Source organism: Microcella sp., from assembly GCF_025808395.1.
GTDB lineage: Bacteria > Actinomycetota > Actinomycetes > Actinomycetales > Microbacteriaceae > Microcella.
In genome coordinates this window covers 2,340,897-2,359,754 of the sequence record NZ_CP075524.1, presented here as the reverse complement: position 1 = coordinate 2,359,754, position 18,858 = coordinate 2,340,897, and the positions used below count along the sequence as shown (strand labels likewise).

Sequence of the window (18,858 nt, the reverse complement as noted above, 5' to 3'; positions counted from 1 at the left end):
TCACGCCGCCGGGTTACCGGCGACGACCCTTCTTGTCGTCCTTCTCGTGACCGCGGAAGGTGCGGGTGGGCGCGAACTCGCCCAGCTTGTGACCGACCATGGTCTCGGTCACGAACACGGGGATGTGCTTGCGACCGTCGTGCACGGCGATCGTGTGGCCGAGCATGGCCGGCACGATCATCGAACGACGTGACCAGGTCTTGATGACGTTCTTGCTCTTGGCCTCGTTCTGCGCGAACACCTTGCGAAGCAGGTGGTCATCAACGAACGGACCCTTTTTGAGACTGCGAGGCATTGTTCTCGACTCCTACTTGCGCTTCTTGCCAGCGGTGCGGCGACGGACGATGAGCTTGTCGCTCGCTTTCTTGCGACTACGAGTGCGGCCTTCCGACTGGCCCCAGGGGCTCACCGGGTGACGACCACCACTGGTCTTGCCCTCACCACCACCGTGCGGGTGGTCGACCGGGTTCATGGCGACACCACGCACGGTCGGGCGAACGCCCTTCCAGCGCATGCGCCCTGCCTTGCCCCAGTTGATGTTCGACTGCTCGGCGTTGCCGACCTCGCCGACCGTCGCGCGGCAGCGTGCATCGACGTTGCGGATCTCGCCAGACGGCAGACGCAGCTGAGCGTACGGGCCGTCTTTCGCGACGAGTCGCACCGAGGCGCCGGCCGAGCGCGCCATCTTCGCGCCGCCACCGGGGCGCAGCTCGATGGCGTGGATGACCGTGCCGACGGGGATGTTGCGCAGCGGCAGGTTGTTGCCCGGCTTGATGTCGGCCGAGGGGCCCGATTCGACGATGTCGCCCTGCGACAGCTTGTTCGGCGCCAGGATGTAGCGCTTGGTGCCGTCGACGAAGTGCAGCAGAGCGATGCGCGCCGTGCGGTTCGGGTCGTACTCGATGTGGGCGACCTTGGCGTTGACGCCATCTTTGTCGTTGCGACGGAAGTCGATCATGCGGTACTGGCGCTTGTGGCCTCCACCGATGTGACGCGTCGTGATGCGGCCAGAGTTGTTGCGACCACCCGTCTTGGGCAGCGGCTTCAGCAGCGACTTCTCAGGGGTCGAGCGCGTGATCTCGGCGAAGTCTGCCACCGAAGAACCGCGACGACCCGGCGTCGTGGGCTTGTATTTGCGAATAGCCATTGTCGTTGTTCCTTCGTGCCTAGCCGACGGCCGTGAAGATGTCGATGGAGCCCGACTTCAGCGTGACGATGGCGCGCTTGGTGTCTTTGCGCTTGCCGGTGCCGAAGCGGGTGCGGCGAGTCTTGCCCTGACGGTTGAGCGTGTTCACCGTGGCCACCTTGACGTTGAAGATCTTCTCGATGGCGAGCTTGATCTCGGTCTTGTTGGCGCGCGGGTCGACGACGAAGGTGTACTTGCCGTCGTCGATGAGCGCGTAGCTCTTCTCGCTCACGACCGGGGCGATGATGATGTCGCGCGGGTCTTTGTTCTGCGCGGCGGCGTGGATGCTCATGCCTCCACCTCTTCTTTCTTCGTCTTCGCGTTGACGAAGGTGTCGAATGCCGCCTTCGTGAACACGATGTCGTCGCTGACGAGAACGTCGTATGCGTTCAGCTGGTCAGGGGTGATCACGTGCAGGTTCTTGAGGTTGCGCACGCTCTTGAGGTTGACCTCGTCGTCGCGCTCGATCACGACGAGCACGTTGCGGCCCGTGGTGAGCAGCTCGATGACGGATGCCGCCGCCTTCGTCGACGGCACGTCGGTGCCGAACGACTCGACGACGTGCAGCCGCTCTCCGCGAGCCCGGTCAGAGATGGCACCCAGCAGCGCTGCGGCGATCATCTTCTTGGGGGTGCGCTGAGCGTAGTTGCGCGGGGTCGGGCCGTGCACGATGCCACCACCGGTCATCTGAGGTGCACGGATCGAGCCCTGACGAGCGCGGCCGGTGCCCTTCTGCTTGAACGGCTTGCGGCCGGCACCCGAGACCTCGCCACGACCCTTGGTCGAGTGCGTGCCCTGACGGGCGGCGGCGAGCTGCGCGACGACGACCTGGTGCAGCAGCGGAACATTGGTAGACACGTCGAAGACGGCAGGAGGCAGGTCGACCGAGCCGGTCTTCTTGCCTGAGGCGTCGAGAACGTCGAGCGTGGTTGCCATGGCGATTACGCTCCCTTCACGGCGTTGCGGACGAAGACGAGTCGGCCACGAGCACCGGGAACCGCGCCCTTGACGAGCAGCAGTCCCTTCTCGAGGTCGACCGAGTGAACCTTGAGGTTGAGCACGGTGACACGGTCGCCACCCATGCGGCCGGCCATGCGCATGCCCTTGAAGACACGGCTGGGGGTCGACGATGCGCCGATCGAGCCCGGCTTGCGGTGGTTGCGGTGCGAACCGTGCGACGCCGAGACGCCCTTGAAGTTGTGACGCTTCATGACACCGGCGAAGCCCTTGCCCTTGCTCGTGCCGACGACGTCGACCAGCTGACCGGCCTCGAAGATGTCGACACTGAGCTGCTGGCCGGCGGTGTACTCGGAGGCGTCAGCGGTGCGCACTTCGGTGAGGTGACGGCGAGGCGTGCTGCCGGCCTTCTCGAAGTGGCCGGTGAGCGGCTTGGTGACCTTGCGCGGGTCGATGGCGCCGTAGGCGATCTGAACGGCGGAGTAGCCGTCGACCTCGGGCGTGCGCACCTGGGTCACCACGTTCGGAGCGATTTCCACGACGGTGACGGGCACGAGCTTGTTGTTCTCGTCCCAGACCTGCGTCATGCCGAGCTTCGTGCCCAGCAGACCCTTGGTCGTCTTGATTGCAGACATGTCCCGGATTCCTTAGAGCTTGATCTCGATGTTGACGTCGGCGGGCAGGTCGAGTCGCATGAGCGAGTCGACGGCCTTCGGCGTCGGGTCGATGATGTCGATGAGACGCTTGTGCGTGCGCTTCTCGAAGTGCTCGCGGCTGTCTTTGTACTTGTGGGGCGACCGGATGACGGCGATGACGTTCTTCTCCGTCGGCAGGGGCACAGGGCCCACGACCGTGGCGCCTGCACGGGTCACCGTGTCGACGATCTTGCGCGCCGATGCGTCGAGACCAGCGTGGTCATACGACTTAAGCCGGATGCGGATCTTTTGTCCCGCCATGCTCAACTCTCTTCCTTCTTAGACGTGATGCACCCATCAGGGCGCACCTCACGCGGAGCGCAATCGCTGTCGCACCACTGTTCTTCTGTCAAACGAACGCAGTTCTGTTTCCTGCGCAGACCGACCCCCGCGCTCGGGCGTGTCGCCCTCACGACGCACAGAGTTGCCCCTGGGCATGGTGGTGATCGGTGTGAGCTGTGTTCTGCTACCCGCGGCCTAGGCTCTTGGCAACCGGCTTGCGATCTCTCACAAGGGTGCTCGTCCTATGCACTGCCTGGCAGTGAGCCGCGCTGAAGCACGGCGTGTTGAACTAGAAGAGTCTGCCACAGCGCACGACGTGCTGCAACCCGGGCGTGTCGCGCTGCGCCGCGACACGCCGCACAATGGTGAAACTGGTCTACGACACCTCGTCTGCGACCGTTTCAGCGGGTGCGACAGGGGCGGCAGAGCGCACGATCGCCAGCTCGACGAGCAGCACCGCCACCACTCCCGTCACGAGCAGCACGGCCCCCGACACGGCGGCGATCGCGAGAATCAGCAAGCCCCACCCTCCGCCGTCGAGCGACGTGAAGGCGAGCACGGCGAACACTGCCAGGTTGACGGCGATCGCCACCACGAGGCTCACGATGCTCGTGCCGATACGCCAGCCCGCTCTGCGGTGACGGTGCGCGATCGCACCGATGATGAGCATGAGCGCCCAGAGCCCGAGGGCGATGCCGGTCATGCCGAACAGCGATCTCGGCGCGCTGTCGGTGAACGCCTCGGTGGCGTCGCTGCCGGAGATGAGGCTCATGATGCCGAGCCCGATGAGCGCCAGCACGATCGTGATGATGAGGGTCGCAACCACACGCAGCAGAGCTCGAGCCATGCGCTCAGCCTTGCACACCGGAGGGTCAGGCGGAGTCATTCTTCGCCGGGCGGCGGAGGTCTCGTCAATCGCGCAGAAACTCGCACAGAGCCGACTCGATCGACGCACGGCCGCCGACGCGGATCGTCAGCCCTTGATCGAACCGATCGATGACTCTCGGGTCGATGTAGCTTGAGCGGGCAATAGCTGGCGTGTTTCCGAGCGTCTCCGCCGCAGCAGCCACGGCTCTCGCGATGGCCCGGCGGCGCGCCGTCGGTGTCGTCTGCGGCCCCTGCACTGCGAGCTCTCTGGCAGCAGCCACGGTGCCCTGGAGAGTGCGGAAGTCTTTTGCCGTGAAGTCTCCGCCAGTGCGTCGTCGCAGGTCGTCGTTGATCTCACTGGCCGACACTCGATGCCACCCTGCGCCGTCGCGCCACGCGAGCAGGCGCGCCCGGCTTCCGCGGCGCTTGAGTCTGCGCACGATCAGGGCGAGCAACGCATCGTCGATCTCCGACTTCCACTCTTGACCGCTCTTCGCCGGAAACCGCAGTGTGACAACCCTGTCACCCGTGACGGCAACGTGGGCGCAGAGCAGCGTCGACAGACCGTAGCTGCCATTGCCCGCCGCGTATTGCTCTGAACCGACGCGCAGACTGCCTGAGTCGAGCATGCGGAATGCAGCCGCAAGCACCACCGCTCGATCGAGCGCGGCGCTCGGATCAGTCGCACAGCGCTTCAGATCGAGCGTGACAGAGCGACGTGCAGTGGGGAGGCTCGCAGCGAGCTCGAGCATGCGCTCGAACTTCTCGCGATCCTTCCGCTCTCTCCACGCAGCGTGATAGAGATACTGACGTCGCCCGGCATCGTCGGTGCCGACGGCCTGAATGTGTCCGTTCGAGTGAGGGCTGACCCACACGTCGTCCCACGCGGGCGGAATGGCCAGAGCGCGGATGCGATCGATGACGACAGGGTCATCGATGCGTGAGCCCGTCGCATCGCGGTAGCTGAACCCGCGGCCCGCGCGCACGCGCACGATACCCGGCCGCGAGACGTCAGAGCGTCGCAGTCGCGGCATGGGCGGTCGGTAGCGAGACGACGATCACGGCATCGGAGCCTACTCGCCACGAACCGTGCGGCTCGTGACAATGCCGCCGGCAACGACAGTGCGGACGAGCGGAACCCCGGGCCGGTAGGCGAGATAGCGGTAGTCGGGGGCATCGAGAATGACGGCATCGCCCCGCGCGCCGACGCCGAGGTGCCCGACATCGTCACGGCGCAGCGCTCGGGCGCCACCGATCGTCGCGGCGCGCAGGGCCTCGAGTGGTGTCATGCCGAGCTCGCGCACCGCGAGAGCGATCGCGAGCGGCATGCTGCTCGAGAAGTTCGAGCCGGGGTTGCAGTCGGTGGCGATCGCGACCGCGACGCCCGCATCGATCAAGCGCCGGGCATCCGGAAACGGCTGGCGAGTCGCGAACTCGACGAGCGGCAGCAGCGTGGCGACCGTGCCGCTGCCGGCAAGCAGTGCCACGTCGTCGTCGGTGAGGAAGGTGCAGTGGTCGACGCTCGCTGCGTCGAGCTCGACGGCGAGGGCGACTCCCCCGTCGGCGGCGAGCTGGCCGGCGTGCACGCGCAGGCCGAGGCCGGCATCGCGGCCGGCGAGCAGGATGCGGCGCGCCTCGTCGACGGTGAAAGCCCCCGAGTCGATGAAAACGTCGACCCAGCGCGCGTGCGGGGAGCAGGCCTCGAGCATGCTGCCGCACACCAGGTCGACGTACGCGTCTCGATCGTCGGCGAAGTCGGCGGGCACGACGTGCGCGCCGAGGAACGTGGTCTCGGCGGTCACCTCGCGGGCCAGCCGCAGAGCGCGCTGCTCGTCGGCGACGGTGAGTCCGTAGCCGCTCTTGATCTCGAGAGTCGTCGTGCCCTGCGCGCGCGCCTGCGCCACCAGGTGGACGAGTCGGGTGCGCAGTGCCTCGTCTGTCGCCTCACGAGTGGCGGCCACCGTCGTGCGGATACCGCCCGCTGTGTACGCCCGCCCGGCCATGCGTGCTTCGAACTCATCGACCCGATCACCGCCGAAGACGAGGTGGCTGTGGCTGTCGACGAAGCCGGGGATGACGGCGGCTCCGTCGGCGTCGATGCGCGCATCTGCGGCGGGGGCGTCAGCCGCGTGGCCGTGCCATGCGACGAAGCCGTCGTCGATCACGAGGGCGGCATGGGCACGCGTTGGCCGGTCGGGCTCGGTCGGGTCGACCGTCACGAGCTGCCCGATGTTCGTGATCAGGGTGCTGCCGGTGGTGGGGCTCATGCGTCAACCCTGCCTGGTCGCTGTGCCCGCGCGGGTCGCGAACCCCGCGATCGCCTCGAGCACGCACAGCGCGGCGAGCCGAACGGTGCGCCGGTCTGCACTGTCGCGCGCAGCGTCGAGCTCGGTCAAGTCGATACTCGTGACCGAGGGGTGCGCCCCGGCGAGGCGCGCGGCGGTGCGCAGCTCGATCGCGCTCAGCCCGCCCGGCACGCTCGCGGGGCAGCCGGGCGCCACACTGCGGTCGCACACGTCGAGGTCGAGGTCGACGTGCACGGGGCCGCCCGCCGACGCCGCGCGGTGGAGGGCTGCGCTCATGGCGACGTCGATCGGGGTGCGCAGCAGCTCGGCGCGCGAGACGACGGTGATGCCGTGCTCGGCGGCTCGCGCCGCGTAGGCGCGCGAGTTCGCGAGCGGCTCGATGCCGAGCTGGCTGACTCGCTCACCGGCAAGCCCTGCCTCGAGCAGCCTGCGCACCGGAGACCCGTTGCTCTCGCCGTCGCGCAGGTCGTGGTGGGCATCCAGCGTCACGAGGCCCGCCGTGGCGATGCGGTCGCCCCACGCCCCGAGCGCCGCGGGCACCGTCGCGGCGTTGTCCCCGCCGAGCACGATAACGAGGGATGCTGCGCTCGCGATCTCGGCGACCCTGGCCGTGGCGGCCGCCTCACCGGCGCCGTCGGGCTCGAGCACATCGCCCGCGTCGAGCACTCTCAGTCGTGCGAGTTCGCCGTCGATCGGGCGCTCGTTGCGGTCGCTCGACGGCTCATCGGCAACGAGTGACCGATCGACAGCAGGAATGCGCAGCAGTGCGTCGGCTGAGTAGTAGCGCAGGGCATCCCGAATCGCGGTGGGAGTGGTGTGCGTCTGGCCCGGCGACAGCGAGGTGCGCCAGGTTGGGATGCCGACGAGCACAGCATCGGCCCGAGACCCCGGAGCCCAGGCCGGCCAGTCGCCCGCGCGCGGCCAGAGCGGGTCGTGCGCGAGCCCGCCCGCATCCGCGCCCGCACCTGCCGAGTGTGCTCGTTGCGCGCGAGTGTGCCCGCCCGGGTCAGGCACACTCGCGCCGGACGTGCTCACTCGAGACCGCCCTCGCGCATCGGGATGCGCACGCCGAGGTCGGCGACGACCTGCTCGCCCTCGGTGTAGCCCGCGTCGATGTGGCGGATGACGCCCATGCCGGGGTCGTTCGTCAGCACGCGCTGCACCTTCTCACCGGCGAGCGCCGTTCCGTCGGCGACGACGACCTGGCCGGCGTGGATCGAGCGGCCGATGCCGACTCCCCCGCCGTGGTGGATCGACACCCACGTCGCTCCGCTCGCCGTGTTGACGAGAGCGTTGAGCAGCGGCCAGTCGGCGATCGCGTCGCTGCCATCTTTCATGGCCTCGGTCTCGCGGTAGGGGCTCGCGACGCTGCCCGAATCGAGATGGTCGCGGCCGATCGCGACGGGAGCGATGAGCTCACCCGACGCGACCATGTCGTTGAAGCGCTCGCCCGCCCTGTCGCGCTCGCCGTAGCCGAGCCAGCAGATGCGCGCCGGCAGCCCTTGGTAGTGCACGCGCTGCTGCGCCATCGGAATCCAACGCTGCAGGCTCTCGTTCTCGGGGAACATCTCGAGCACAGCGCGGTCGGTCGCGGCGATGTCGGCGGGGTCTCCGCTGAGCGCCGCCCAGCGGAATGGGCCCTTGCCCTGCGCGAAGAGCGGGCGGATGTAGGCGGGCACGAACCCCGGAAAGCTGAACGCGTCGGCATACCCCGCGGCGCGAGCCTCGGTGCGGATGTTGTTGCCGTAGTCGAAGACTTCGGCCCCCGCGCGCTGGAACCCGACCATGGCCTCGACCTGCAGCGCCATCGACGCCCGAGCCGCGGCCGCGAAGCCAATCGGGTCGCGCTCGCGCGCCGCGTGCCACTCGTCGACCGTGTGCTCGACGGGCAGGTAGGCGAGCGGGTCGTGCGCACTCGTCTGGTCGGTGACGATGTCGATCGGGGCGCCCATCGCGAGCAGGCGCGGAAAGACCTCGGCCGCATTGCCGAGCACGCCGATCGAGAGCCCGCGACGGGCATCCCGTGCCTCGATCGCGAGTTCGAGAGCGTGCTCGAGAGAGTCGGCCTGCACGTCGAGGTAGCGGTGCTCGAGCCGCCGGGCGATGCGGCTGGGGTCGACGTCGACGCAGATGGCGACGCCGTCGTTCATCGTCACGGCGAGGGGCTGCGCGCCACCCATGCCGCCGAGCCCGCCCGTGAGGGTGATGGTGCCGGCGAGGGTGCCACCGAACCTCTGCGTCGCGACGGCGGCGAAGGTCTCGAAGGTGCCCTGCAGAATGCCCTGGGTGCCGATGTAGATCCACGAGCCGGCCGTCATCTGGCCGTACATCGTGAGGCCGAGCGCTTCGAGGCGCCGAAACTCGTCCCAGTTCGCCCAATCGCCGACGAGGTTCGAGTTGGCCAGGAGCACGCGCGGCGCCCACGCGTGCGTCTGCATGACGCCGACCGGTCGGCCCGACTGCACGAGCATCGTCTCATCGCCCTTGAGGGTGGCGAGCGTGCGGGTCAGCGCGTCGAAGCTCGCCCAGTCGCGCGCGGCCTTGCCCGTGCCGCCGTAGACGACGAGCTCGTCGGGGTGCTCGGCCACCTCGGGGTCGAGATTGTTCTGCAGCATGCGCAGCGCGCCCTCCTGCTGCCAGCCGAGGGTGTGCAGCTGGGTTCCGCGGTGGGCGCGCACGGGGCGGGCTCCGGATGCTGCGCTCGAGCTCGTCGCACGGCTAAGGGTCATGGCGGTTCTCCTGTCGGGCGTTCAGCGAATCTCGGTGACCGCGCGGGCGGCGGCGAGCAGCGTGCCGTCGTGCGTGAGTTGCACGGCATGCTCGATCTCGGGGGCGAGGTAGCGGTCGGGGCCGGGGCCGGGCACGTGCTCGCGCAGGGCTCTCACGACGGCAGCGGTCGCCGGTGCCGCGTCGACCCCCAGTGCGGCGGTGCGCAGGTCGAGGCCCCGTGCGGCCGTCAGCACCTCGATCGCGACGACGCGTGTCAGCCCGTCGATCGCACGCCGCAGCTTGCGCGCGGCCGACCAGCCCATCGCCACGTGATCTTCTTGCATCGCGCTCGACGGAATCGAGTCGACACTCGCCGGCACGGCCAGGCGCTTGAGCTCGCTCACGATTCCCGCTTGCGTGTACTGCGCGATCATGTGGCCCGAGTCGACACCCGGGTCATGAGCGAGAAAGGGTGGCAGCCCCTGGTTGCGGCTCGCGTCGAGAAAGCGGTCGGTGCGGCGCTCGCTCATGCTCGCGAGGTCGGCGACGGCGATCGCGAGAAAGTCGAGCACATAACCGAGCGGCGCTCCGTGAAAATTGCCGTTCGACTCGACGCGGCCATCGAGCGTGACGACGGGGTTGTCGATCGAGCTCGCGAGCTCGCGATTCGCCACGCTTGCGGCGTGCGCCATCGTGTCGCGCACCGCGCCGTGCACCTGCGGCGCGCAGCGCAGCGAGTAGGCGTCTTGCACGCGCGTGCAGGCATCGGTCTGATGACTCGTGACCACCGCCGAGCCGCTCAGCACGCGGCGCATGTTCTCGGCGCTGGTCGCCTGGCCGGGGTGGGGGCGCAGCTGCTGCAGATCCGAGGCGAAGGGGCGATCGGTGCCGAGCAGAGCCTCGACGCTCATGGCCGCGGCGAGGTCGGCTGTGGCCACGAGGCGGTCGAGGTCGGCGAGGGCGAGGGCGAGCATCCCGAGCATGCCGTCGGTGCCGTTGATGAGGGCGAGGCCCTCTTTCTCACGCAGCTCGATCGGCTCGATGCCCGCCGCGGCGAGCGCCTCGGCCGCGGGCACGATCGCGCCGCGGGCGTCGCGCACCGTTCCCTCGCCCATGACCGCGAGCGCGCAGTGCGCGAGCGGCGCGAGGTCGCCCGAGCAGCCGAGGCTGCCGTACTCGCCGACGATCGGCGTGATGCCGGCATTGAGCAGCGCGGCGTAGGTCTCGGCGACCACCGGGCGGGCACCGGTGCGTGCGGTCGTGAGCGTCTGCAGCCGAAGCAGCATCGTGCCGCGCACCACCTCGCGCTCGACCTCGGGGCCGCTGCTCGCCGCGTGCGAGCGCACGAGCGAGCGCTGCAGCTCGGCGCGCTTCTCGGCGGGAATGTGCGTGGTCGCGAGCGCGCCAAACCCGGTCGACACCCCGTAGTGCGGTTCGACGTCGTCGGCGAGCCCGTCGATGATCGCGCGCGTCGCCGCCATCGCGTCGAGCGCGCCGGCGTCGATGGCGACGGTCGCATCGTGCCGGGCGACGGCGACGACCTCGTCGATCGTGAGGGGCTGGCGGCCGAGCGTGATCTGCATTCCTCCAGTGAACGCCGCAGCGCCCCGCCGCGCATCGTGCGCGCACGATAATCTGTCTGAGATATCAGACAAAGGTGGTGGATGCTCGTGCCCGATGTTCCCGCCGCCCGCGCCGCCCTGCGCATCGTCACGCACCTCGCGCACCACAGCGACCCCGTGCCCGCCTCGACCCTCGCGCGCGAGCTGGATCTGCCGCGGTCGAGCATCTACCAGCTGCTGCGCGTGCTGCAAGACGAAGGCTACGTCGTGCACTACCCCGAGGCGCGCGCCTACGGCCTGGGTGCCCTCGTCGCCGAGATCGGCGGCTCAGTGCTCAGCGCGAGCCGGCTCGCACGCCTCGGCACCCCCCTGCTCGACCGGCTGGTGCGAGCCGCCCCCGTGCCCGTCGTCGCGCAGCTCGCCGTGCTCGCCGGCGGCGACGTGTCGTATGTCGCTCAGGCGTCAGCGCCGCGCGCACCGACCACTGTCGTGCGCGTCGGCGTGCGCCTGCCCGCGCACCTCACGGCGACCGGCCGCGCGATGCTCGCGGCGCTGCCGCAGCCGCAAGTTCGGGCGCTCTTCCCCCACCGCGACTCGCTCATCACCCGCCGCGGCGTCGGCCCGCGCACGCTGCCCGAGCTCGACCGCATCCTCGCAGTGTCGCGCGAGCACGGAGTCGCCACCGAAGACGGCGAGATCACCGCTGGCTACGCCTCCGTCGCCGCGACGGGCATCGACCGCACGGGCTACCCCGCCGCCGCGCTCGGCGTCACCTACCGCGCCGAAGCGGTCGCGCCCTCCGACGTGGATGCCCTCACCGACGCCGTGCGCGACGCCGCGGCCGCGCTCAGCGCGCGCCTGCAGGGTCGCTCGTAGGCGCGGCGCGTTGCGGCGCGGCCCCGCGCCGCACCCCGCGGCATCCTCCCCGCGAGTGTGCCTGCTGCGCACGAGTGTGCCCCTCCGGAACGTGCACAGTTGCGCGTAGCGTGCACACTCGCCGCCGCGCCCGCCCGGGTTCGCGGCGAAACCCCGTCAGTACGAAAGTCGCACAGGCTTGTGCGGCCGAGGAACCCCCGCTTCGAGTAGCGCGCGCTCAGGCCCAGAGCCGAGCCAGGCATCGTCCCACGTCCACCGTGGGTAAGCCCGCGCCTTCTCGCGCACCGCGTCGTGCCGAAGCTTCTCCTCCCACAGTCGCTGCTCCATCTGCGCCGCAGACTCGATGCCGCCGTACTTCGATCGCCCATCCGCCTCACCGGCTATCGCGCCGCCCTCCCACCCGAAGTCGAGCCTGAAGAGGCCTCGACGGGTCAGCACGTCGATCTGCTGCTCGGGCAGGTGAAACCCGAGTTCATGCATCCGCAGCAGACTGAGCGACTCAAGCGGCGACTCGGCAAGTCCCGTCACCAGCCCCAGCACGCTCGCTGCTCGTCGGGTTCCGCGAGCTGGCCCGAGCTCGCCCAGACGCTGAACCCACCACTCGCGCACCTCCGCCGGGTTGCCAGAGCGGTGCGCCACCGCATCCGCGACGATGAACGCCGTCACTGCGCTCGCTGACCGTGCAAGATCGAGCGCAGTCTGGCGCGGTGTCGTCACGGTCAGGTCGCCCTGCGTCTGAACCTCGATGGCCTCAGGCCGAGAGGTCGAATGCCAGACGATGCCGTGTCGCGTGCGTCGCGCCGCTGCCGTGAGGTTGGTGACGTGCAGCGAGCGGTCGTGCGCTCCGACGACCGGCAGCCCGAGAATCAGCGCCGCTGTCGCATGCGAGAACACGAGCGGAACGGATGCTCTCGCCTGCGCGGCGCGCGCCCCGAGCGTCGCGACCGCCACACGATCGTCGGGCACCCACTCATGCGCGGGCACGTAGACAGCACGGCGCACGCGCACGAGCTCGCCGGCTCGTGCCCGCGCATCGAGGCGCGGTTCGACTCCCCACCCTCGCGAGCGAGGGTCGGGAGTGACGAGTGGTGTGCGCAGAGCATCCATGCTCCGGATGCTCGCCTACGCAGCTCGGACGCCTGCAATGCCGGCCTCTTCGGTGGAGAGCACCGCCGCAGAGCCCTCTCGTGGACGAAGCGCCCATCGATTGTGCCCTTCGCGCGCGACAGTCTCTGGCCCGAGGGAGCACGCTCGCGCGCAACGGGAACACTGGCGCCCAGAAGGTGCGACCCTGGCGTCAGGGCGATGGCGGAGTGTGCTGAGGTGGGGCCGTCGCGCGACCGCGGTCGAGCAGCAGCACGACGATCGGTGTCGCGAGCATGGCGAGCGGCACGAAGAGGGCCGAGCCGAGCAGGCCGAGGGCTCCGACGAACCCGCCTTGTGCATCCGCCGCATCACCGAGGGCGACCACGATCGGAATGTTGACGATGCCGGCGATGCCAGCAGAGAGAACGTGGGCGCCGATGCGCCACCATGAGCCGCGGTTGCGAAGCAGGATGGCGGCGAGAGTCACCAGCAGCGCCCACGTGGCGATGGCGGCGCCGGCGAAACCCAAGACGAACTGGGGCACCACGGTGACCAGCTCAGCGACGTCGAGCCCCGCGAGAGCGTTGTAGACCAGCAGCACGAGCACGGCGAAGACGAGCACGGTCGACCCGACCAGCACCAGCACCTCGCGCACGACGCGCATCGCCTACTCCGCTCTGCCTCTTGCCCGTGCGACGAGCGTACTGCCGTCGGGGCCGCCTGCAACAGGGCGCCGAGAACGACGAAGCGGGGGCCGGGCGCAATGCCCGACCCCCGCTCACGGAGTGACGCAGAAGGACTACTTGAGAACCTTCGTGACCGTTCCGGCGCCGACGGTGCGGCCACCCTCGCGGATGGCGAAGCCGAGGCCCTCCTCCATGGCGATGGGCTGAATCAGCTCAACCGTCATGTCGGTGGTGTCGCCGGGCATGACCATCTCGGTGCCCTCGGGCAGCGAGATGACGCCGGTGACGTCGGTGGTGCGGAAGTAGAACTGCGGGCGGTAGTTCGTGTAGAAGGGGTTGTGACGGCCACCCTCGTCCTTCGAGAGGATGTACGCGGTGCCCTCGAAGTTCGTGTGAGGGGTCACCGAACCCGGCTTCACGACGACCTGGCCGCGCTCGACGTCTTCGCGCTTGGTGCCGCGCAGCAGAAGACCACAGTTCTCGCCGGCCCATGCCTCGTCGAGCTGCTTGTGGAACATCTCGATACCCGTGACGATGGTCTTCTGCGTCGGGCGGATGCCGACGATCTCGACCTCGGAGTTGATCGCGAGGGTGCCGCGCTCGGCGCGACCCGTCACGACCGTGCCACGACCGGTGATGGTGAAGACGTCTTCGATGGGCATCAAGAACGGCTTGTCCTTGTCGCGCACCGGGTCGGGGATCGACTCGTCGACAGCTTCCATGAGCTTCAGGATCGACTCGGTCCACTTCTCGTCGCCCTCGAGAGCCTTGAGGCCCGAGACCTGGATGACGGGAGCGTTGTCGCCGTCGAAGCCCTGGCTCGAGAGCAGCTCGCGAACCTCGATCTCGACGAGCTCGAGGATCTCTTCGTCGTCGACCATGTCGCTCTTGTTGAGGGCGACCATGAGGTAGGGCACGCCGACCTGCTTGGCGAGCAGCACGTGCTCACGCGTCTGAGCCATCGGGCCGTCGGTCGCCGCAACCACGAGGATCGCGCCGTCCATCTGCGCAGCACCGGTGATCATGTTCTTGATGTAGTCGGCGTGGCCGGGGGCATCGACGTGAGCGTAGTGACGCTTGGGCGTCTCGTACTCGACGTGCGAGATGTTGATGGTGATGCCGCGCTGACGCTCTTCCGGAGCCGAGTCGATCGACGCGAAGTCACGCTGCACGTTGGTCGCCGAGGGGTACTTGTCTGCAAGCACCTTCGAGATGGCGGCGGTGAGCGTGGTCTTGCCGTGGTCGACGTGACCGATGGTTCCGATGTTGACGTGCGGCTTGGTCCGCTCGAACTTGGCCTTAGCCACTGTGGGTCCTCCTCAGGACTTGTTGCCCAGCATCCGTGTTTCAGAAGCCGCGCGATTTGGTGTGTATGTATCGTACTCAGGCTCGGCGAGCCCTCGCAGGTCGGGCGATTACTCGCCCTTGTTCTTCTGGACGATCTCGTCGGCGACGGCCTTCGGGACCTCCGCGTAGCTGTCGAACGTCATCGAGTAGACGGCGCGCCCGGAGGTCTTCGACCGGAGGTCTCCGACGTATCCGAACATTTCTGACAGCGGCACGAGGGCGCGGACGACCTTGACACCCGTCGCGTCTTCCATCGACTGGATCTGACCACGACGAGAGTTCAGGTCGCCGATGACGTCGCCCATGTACTCTTCGGGGGTGCGCACCTCGACCGCCATGAGCGGCTCGAGAAGCACGGGGTTCGCCTTGCGAGCGGCCTCTTTGAAGGCCATCGATCCGGCGATCTTGAACGCCATCTCCGAAGAGTCGACGTCGTGTGATGCACCATCGAGCAGCGTCGCCTTGACGCCGACCGTCGGGAAGCCGGCGAGCACGCCGACCTGCATCGCGTCTTGAATGCCCGCGTCGACCGAGGGGATGTACTCGCGCGGAACCCGCCCACCCGTCACCGAGTTGACGAACTCGTAGCTCGTCTCGGGCGTCACCTCGAGCGGCTCGAGCATGATCTGGATCTTCGCGAACTGACCCGACCCACCGGTCTGCTTCTTGTGGGTGTAGTCGTACTTCTCGATCGTGCGCTTGATCGTCTCGCGGTAGGCCACCTGCGGCTTGCCGACGTTGGCCTCGACGTTGAACTCGCGCTTCATGCGGTCGACCAGAATGTCGAGGTGCAGCTCGCCCATGCCCTTGATGACGGTCTGACCCGTCTCTTGGTTCTGCTCGGTGCGGAACGTGGGGTCTTCTTCGGCGAGCTTCTGGATGGCCGTGCCGAGCTTCTCCTGGTCGGCCTTGGTCTTCGGCTCGATCGCGACCTCGATCACGGGCTCGGGGAACGTCATCGACTCGAGCACCACGGGGGCGTTCGGGTCGGCGAGGGTGTCACCCGTCGTCGTGTCTTTCAGACCGATAACCGCGTAGATGTGGCCAGCCGTGACAGAGTCGACCGGGTTCTCTTTGTTGGCGTGCATCTGGAAGATCTTGCCGATGCGCTCTTTCTTGCCCTTGGTCGAGTTGATGACCTGGGCGCCAGACTCGATGGCGCCCGAATAGACGCGCACGTAGGTGAGGCGGCCGAAGAACGGGTGCACAGCGACCTTGAACGCGAGCGCCGAGAACGGATCGGTCGAGTTGGCCTTGCGCACGATCTCTTTCTCTTCGTCACGCGGGTCGTGAGCGATCGTGTCAGGAACATCGAGCGGGCTCGGCAGGTAGTCGACGACCGCGTCGAGCATCGGCTGAACGCCCCGGTTCTTGAACGCAGAGCCGCACAGCACCGGGTAGATCTCAGAGGCCACCGTCATCTTGCGGATGGCGCCCTTGATCTCGGCGACGGTGAGCTCTTCGCCCCCGAAGAACTTCTCGAGCAGCACATCGTCTGACTCTGCGACGGTCTCGAGCAGCGCCTGACGGTATTCAGCCGCCTTGTCGACGAGGTCGGCAGGAATCTCTTCGATCTCGTACTTGGCGCCCATCTCGACGTCACCCTTCGAGTCGCCGCGCCACGTGAGGGCGCGCATCTCGACGAGGTCGACGACACCCTCGAAGGTGTTCTCGAAACCGATCGGAAGCTGGATGACGAGAGGCTTCGCACCGAGTCGCTTGATGATCGTGTCGACCGTGAAGTAGAAGTCGGCACCGAGCTTGTCCATCTTGTTGACGAAGCAGATGCGCGGAACGTCGTACTTGTCGGCTTGACGCCAGACCGTCTCAGACTGGGGCTCGACGCCCTCCTTGCCGTCGAAGACCGCGACGGCGCCGTCGAGCACGCGCAGCGAGCGCTCGACCTCGACCGTGAAGTCGACGTGGCCGGGGGTGTCGATGATGTTGATCTGGTGCTTGTTCCAGAAGCAGGTCGTGGCTGCCGACGTGATCGTGATGCCGCGCTCTTGCTCTTGCGCCATCCAGTCCATGGTCGCGGCGCCGTCGTGCACCTCGCCGATCTTGTGCGTGATGCCTGTGTAGAACAGGATGCGCTCGGTCGTGGTGGTCTTGCCGGCGTCGATGTGCGCCATGATGCCGATGTTGCGGACCTTGTTCAGGTCGGTGAGCACGTCCTGTGCCACGGGGGGTTCCTCCGGTTCGATAAAAGTTGCGGGTGCGAGCAGGGGTGATGACCGGGGCCCTCAGCCCCTGCCCGCAGGCTGGTCGTTACCAGCGGTAGTGCGCGAAGGCCTTGTTCGACTCGGCCATCTTGTGAGTGTCTTCACGACGCTTGACCGCGGCACCGAGGCCGTTCGAGGCGTCGAGAATCTCGTTCATGAGCCGCTCGGTCATCGTCTTCTCGCGACGCGCCTTGGCGTAGCTGGTCAACCAGCGCAGCGCGAGCGTGTTCGCGCGGTGCGGCTTGACCTCGACGGGCACCTGGTAGGTCGAGCCGCCGACGCGACGCGACCGCACCTCGAGGGTGGGGCGCACGTTGTCGAGGGCCTTCTTCAGGGTCGCGACAGCGTCTTGACCGTTCTTGGCCGACACGCCTTCGAGGGCACCGTAGACGATGCGCTCGGCGAGGCCCTTCTTGCCGTCGAGAAGAATCTTGTTGACGAGCTGGCTGACGATCGGAGCGCCGTAGACGGGGTCTGCGACGACGGGGCGCTTGGGTGCGGGGCCTTTACGTGGCATTACTTCTTGTCCATCTTCGCTCCGTAGCGGCTGCGCGCTTGCTTCCGGTTCTTGACCGCCTGGGTGTCGAGCGCACCGCGCACGATCTTGTAGCGCACGCCGGGCAGGTCTTTCACACGACCGCCGCGCACGAGCACCATCGAGTGCTCTTGCAGGTTGTGGCCCTCACCGGGAATGTAGGCGGTGACCTCGGTGCCGTTGCTGAGCTTGACACGGGCCACCTTGCGCAGAGCCGAGTTGGGCTTCTTCGGAGTGGTCGTGTAGACGCGCGTGCAGACGCCGCGCTGCTGCGGGTTGGCCTTGAGGGCCGGCGCCTTGGTCTTCGAGACCTTCGGCGAGCGGCCCTTGCGGACCAGCTGTTGAATAGTGGGCAAAACTGCTCCTTGACTGTGCTGCACGGTGACAGCGATTGCGGTTGGATGTCCCCGAGTGCGAGTTCAATCGCTCTCGGGCTCACGCGAAATCTGACGGATCAGTCGAGCAGGCTCAACCGGTGACAGATATGCCGTGGGGGTGTGGGGCCGCCAGCCGAAGCGGACGAGCATCCAGTGACCCTCTGCGTGCGCCCTTCGCGAACTCGACCGGGCCGTTTTCACGGCACGGCACAAGCGCGCGCCGAAGCACACACGAAGTCAAGAATAGAGTGCGGGTGCGCTCGCGGTCAAACGGCAGTTCTCGTGCTCGTGCTGGGTGCGCTCGAGACGGTGGCACGGTGCTCGGCCAATTCGCGCTCGTAGGCGGCGTGAGCTTCGACGTTGCGCGCGCGAGCGGTGCGTCCGCGCTTCGAGACGATGCCGCCGACCCAGATCGGAACCTCGCGCGCCGCGATCGCCGCGGCGAAGCCGAGCGGGTTCGTGAGCTGCTGCAGCACGATGGCAGAGACCACGCTCGACGCGGCACCGACGGCGCCGGCCGAGATGAGGGCGGCGCCGACGAATCCGATCCAGACCACGAGTGCGACGAAGAACCCGCCGAGCACATGCGCCCACCAGCCGCCCCGGTTGACGATGATCACGAGCAGCAGATGCGCGAAGAAGAACACGATCACCGGAACGTAGAAGTTGACCGATGAGACGAATTGAGCGGCTTGGATGACGCCACTGACGCCGCTCAGCAGAGCGATGATGAACACGAGCACCGCATAGACGGCGGCGAAGAGCACGGTGCTCAGCACGACGACGAGGGCTCCGACCCCGCGCGCGCCGCGCTTCTTCGGCGGCTGCGGCGCCGTGACGAAGACGACGGCGGGCTGCTCGGGGGCGACTGGGGCTGTCGCCTCGGTCGACGTGGGCGTCGCGGGGGCGTCCGCGGGCGCTGCCGGAGCAGTTTCAGCGGCATCGGCCGCCGGTGCGGGCTCGGCGGGCGCCGGCTCGACGACGGGCTGCTCTGCCGTCGCGCTCGGCGCGGTCGAGTCTGGCGCCGCCGGGGTCTCGTTGTCCGTCGGTTCTTCTGCGGGCTCTGGTGCGGGCTTCGTAGCCATGACGCGTCCTCTCACTGAGACATCCGAACGCGTCACCCTACCAAGGCGAGGTGGCCGAAGAGATTCAGACTGCGAAGCGT

General features: G+C 68.0%; 20 protein-coding genes. 1 reads left to right on the top strand and 19 read right to left on the bottom strand.

Going from position 1 to position 18,858, the window contains the following annotated elements; translation table 11 throughout:
* Positions 1–13: 13 nt before the first annotated feature.
* The 12 genes from rpsS to hutH all read right to left on the bottom strand — a co-directional run bounded on the left by rpsS (position 14) and on the right by hutH (position 10,585).
* On the bottom strand, positions 14–295 hold the full coding sequence (gene rpsS, locus KIT89_RS11475) for a 30S ribosomal protein S19 (protein ID WP_297601756.1): 282 nt from the start codon (positions 293–295) through the stop codon (positions 14–16).
* Positions 296–307: 12 nt separating this feature from the next.
* Positions 308–1,147 (bottom strand): 50S ribosomal protein L2, encoded by an 840-nt coding sequence (rplB, locus tag KIT89_RS11470; RefSeq protein WP_297601754.1) that lies wholly within the window; start codon positions 1,145–1,147, stop codon positions 308–310.
* A gap of 19 nt (positions 1,148–1,166) precedes the next feature.
* Complete coding sequence (rplW, locus tag KIT89_RS11465) at positions 1,167–1,478, bottom strand: 50S ribosomal protein L23 (protein WP_297601751.1); 312 nt, start codon at positions 1,476–1,478, stop codon at positions 1,167–1,169.
* Positions 1,475–2,128 carry a 50S ribosomal protein L4 gene (gene rplD / locus KIT89_RS11460; protein WP_297603960.1) on the bottom strand — a complete coding sequence of 218 codons (654 nt, stop codon included), beginning with the start codon at positions 2,126–2,128 and terminating at the stop codon, positions 1,475–1,477. Before rplD ends, rplW begins: the two co-directional genes overlap by 4 nt.
* A complete protein-coding gene (gene rplC / locus KIT89_RS11455; RefSeq protein ID WP_297601749.1) occupies positions 2,128–2,778 on the bottom strand; it encodes a 50S ribosomal protein L3 in 651 nt (216 codons plus the stop codon). The genes rplD and rplC overlap by 1 nt, the downstream gene beginning before the upstream one ends.
* A gap of 12 nt (positions 2,779–2,790) precedes the next feature.
* The gene (gene rpsJ / locus KIT89_RS11450; protein ID WP_047561503.1) at positions 2,791–3,099 is read right to left on the bottom strand and encodes a 30S ribosomal protein S10; all 309 of its coding nucleotides are present in this window, start codon (positions 3,097–3,099) and stop codon (positions 2,791–2,793) included.
* A gap of 397 nt (positions 3,100–3,496) precedes the next feature.
* The gene (locus KIT89_RS11445) at positions 3,497–3,967 is read right to left on the bottom strand and encodes a hypothetical protein (protein WP_297601744.1); all 471 of its coding nucleotides are present in this window, start codon (positions 3,965–3,967) and stop codon (positions 3,497–3,499) included.
* Between the two features lie 64 nt (positions 3,968–4,031).
* Complete coding sequence (locus KIT89_RS11440) at positions 4,032–5,021, bottom strand: DNA topoisomerase IB (protein ID WP_297601741.1); 990 nt, start codon at positions 5,019–5,021, stop codon at positions 4,032–4,034.
* Between the two features lie 39 nt (positions 5,022–5,060).
* Positions 5,061–6,254 (bottom strand): imidazolonepropionase, encoded by a 1,194-nt coding sequence (gene hutI, locus KIT89_RS11435; RefSeq protein ID WP_297601739.1) that lies wholly within the window; start codon positions 6,252–6,254, stop codon positions 5,061–5,063.
* A gap of 3 nt (positions 6,255–6,257) precedes the next feature.
* On the bottom strand, positions 6,258–7,328 hold the full coding sequence (locus KIT89_RS11430; protein ID WP_297601736.1) for an arginase family protein: 1,071 nt from the start codon (positions 7,326–7,328) through the stop codon (positions 6,258–6,260).
* On the bottom strand, positions 7,325–9,022 hold the full coding sequence (gene hutU / locus KIT89_RS11425) for a urocanate hydratase (RefSeq protein ID WP_297601733.1): 1,698 nt from the start codon (positions 9,020–9,022) through the stop codon (positions 7,325–7,327). Before hutU ends, KIT89_RS11430 begins: the two co-directional genes overlap by 4 nt.
* 21 nt (positions 9,023–9,043) lie before the next feature.
* Positions 9,044–10,585 (bottom strand): histidine ammonia-lyase, encoded by a 1,542-nt coding sequence (gene hutH, locus KIT89_RS11420; protein ID WP_297601730.1) that lies wholly within the window; start codon positions 10,583–10,585, stop codon positions 9,044–9,046.
* A gap of 81 nt (positions 10,586–10,666) precedes the next feature.
* Here hutH and KIT89_RS11415 point away from each other — a divergent pair, with 81 nt between their 5' ends.
* Positions 10,667–11,440 carry an IclR family transcriptional regulator gene (locus KIT89_RS11415; RefSeq protein ID WP_297601727.1) on the top strand — a complete coding sequence of 258 codons (774 nt, stop codon included), beginning with the start codon at positions 10,667–10,669 and terminating at the stop codon, positions 11,438–11,440.
* A gap of 156 nt (positions 11,441–11,596) precedes the next feature.
* On the opposite strand, the gene KIT89_RS11410 is transcribed toward KIT89_RS11415, so the two are convergent.
* From KIT89_RS11410 to KIT89_RS11380, 7 genes are all read right to left on the bottom strand, one after another.
* Positions 11,597–12,547, bottom strand: coding sequence for a hypothetical protein (locus KIT89_RS11410; RefSeq protein WP_297601726.1), 951 nt, complete (start codon positions 12,545–12,547; stop codon positions 11,597–11,599).
* A 190-nt stretch (positions 12,548–12,737) separates the two neighbouring features.
* On the bottom strand, positions 12,738–13,190 hold the full coding sequence (locus KIT89_RS11405; RefSeq protein WP_297601723.1) for a hypothetical protein: 453 nt from the start codon (positions 13,188–13,190) through the stop codon (positions 12,738–12,740).
* 135 nt (positions 13,191–13,325) lie between these two features.
* The gene (gene tuf, locus KIT89_RS11400; protein ID WP_297601720.1) at positions 13,326–14,519 is read right to left on the bottom strand and encodes an elongation factor Tu; all 1,194 of its coding nucleotides are present in this window, start codon (positions 14,517–14,519) and stop codon (positions 13,326–13,328) included.
* A 108-nt stretch (positions 14,520–14,627) separates the two neighbouring features.
* Positions 14,628–16,742 carry an elongation factor G gene (gene fusA / locus KIT89_RS11395; protein ID WP_297601717.1) on the bottom strand — a complete coding sequence of 705 codons (2,115 nt, stop codon included), beginning with the start codon at positions 16,740–16,742 and terminating at the stop codon, positions 14,628–14,630.
* An 85-nt stretch (positions 16,743–16,827) separates the two neighbouring features.
* Complete coding sequence (gene rpsG, locus KIT89_RS11390) at positions 16,828–17,298, bottom strand: 30S ribosomal protein S7 (RefSeq protein WP_293170090.1); 471 nt, start codon at positions 17,296–17,298, stop codon at positions 16,828–16,830.
* The gene (gene rpsL / locus KIT89_RS11385; RefSeq protein WP_293170092.1) at positions 17,298–17,672 is read right to left on the bottom strand and encodes a 30S ribosomal protein S12; all 375 of its coding nucleotides are present in this window, start codon (positions 17,670–17,672) and stop codon (positions 17,298–17,300) included. The genes rpsG and rpsL overlap by 1 nt, the downstream gene beginning before the upstream one ends.
* A 287-nt stretch (positions 17,673–17,959) precedes the next feature.
* The gene (locus KIT89_RS11380; RefSeq protein ID WP_297601712.1) at positions 17,960–18,778 is read right to left on the bottom strand and encodes a hypothetical protein; all 819 of its coding nucleotides are present in this window, start codon (positions 18,776–18,778) and stop codon (positions 17,960–17,962) included.
* Positions 18,779–18,858: the final 80 nt, after the last annotated feature.

Excerpts from the sequence above, each read along its gene's own strand:
- rpsS (WP_297601756.1), bottom strand. The coding sequence starts at position 295 with ATGCCTCGCAGTCTCAAAAAGGGTCCGTTCGTTGATGACCACCTGCTT.
- rplB (WP_297601754.1), bottom strand. The coding sequence starts at position 1,147 with ATGGCTATTCGCAAATACAAGCCCACGACGCCGGGTCGTCGCGGTTCT.
- rplW (WP_297601751.1), bottom strand. The coding sequence starts at position 1,478 with ATGAGCATCCACGCCGCCGCGCAGAACAAAGACCCGCGCGACATCATC.
- rplC (WP_297601749.1), bottom strand. The coding sequence starts at position 2,778 with ATGTCTGCAATCAAGACGACCAAGGGTCTGCTGGGCACGAAGCTCGGC.
- rpsJ (WP_047561503.1), bottom strand. The coding sequence starts at position 3,099 with ATGGCGGGACAAAAGATCCGCATCCGGCTTAAGTCGTATGACCACGCT.
- KIT89_RS11445 (WP_297601744.1), bottom strand. The coding sequence starts at position 3,967 with ATGGCTCGAGCTCTGCTGCGTGTGGTTGCGACCCTCATCATCACGATC.
- KIT89_RS11440 (WP_297601741.1), bottom strand. The coding sequence starts at position 5,021 with ATGCCGCGACTGCGACGCTCTGACGTCTCGCGGCCGGGTATCGTGCGC.
- hutI (WP_297601739.1), bottom strand. The coding sequence starts at position 6,254 with ATGAGCCCCACCACCGGCAGCACCCTGATCACGAACATCGGGCAGCTC.
- hutU (WP_297601733.1), bottom strand. The coding sequence starts at position 9,022 with ATGACCCTTAGCCGTGCGACGAGCTCGAGCGCAGCATCCGGAGCCCGC.
- hutH (WP_297601730.1), bottom strand. The coding sequence starts at position 10,585 with ATGCAGATCACGCTCGGCCGCCAGCCCCTCACGATCGACGAGGTCGTC.
- KIT89_RS11415 (WP_297601727.1), top strand. The coding sequence starts at position 10,667 with ATGCTCGTGCCCGATGTTCCCGCCGCCCGCGCCGCCCTGCGCATCGTC.
- KIT89_RS11410 (WP_297601726.1), bottom strand. The coding sequence starts at position 12,547 with ATGGATGCTCTGCGCACACCACTCGTCACTCCCGACCCTCGCTCGCGA.
- KIT89_RS11405 (WP_297601723.1), bottom strand. The coding sequence starts at position 13,190 with ATGCGCGTCGTGCGCGAGGTGCTGGTGCTGGTCGGGTCGACCGTGCTC.
- rpsG (WP_293170090.1), bottom strand. The coding sequence starts at position 17,298 with ATGCCACGTAAAGGCCCCGCACCCAAGCGCCCCGTCGTCGCAGACCCC.
- KIT89_RS11380 (WP_297601712.1), bottom strand. The coding sequence starts at position 18,778 with ATGGCTACGAAGCCCGCACCAGAGCCCGCAGAAGAACCGACGGACAAC.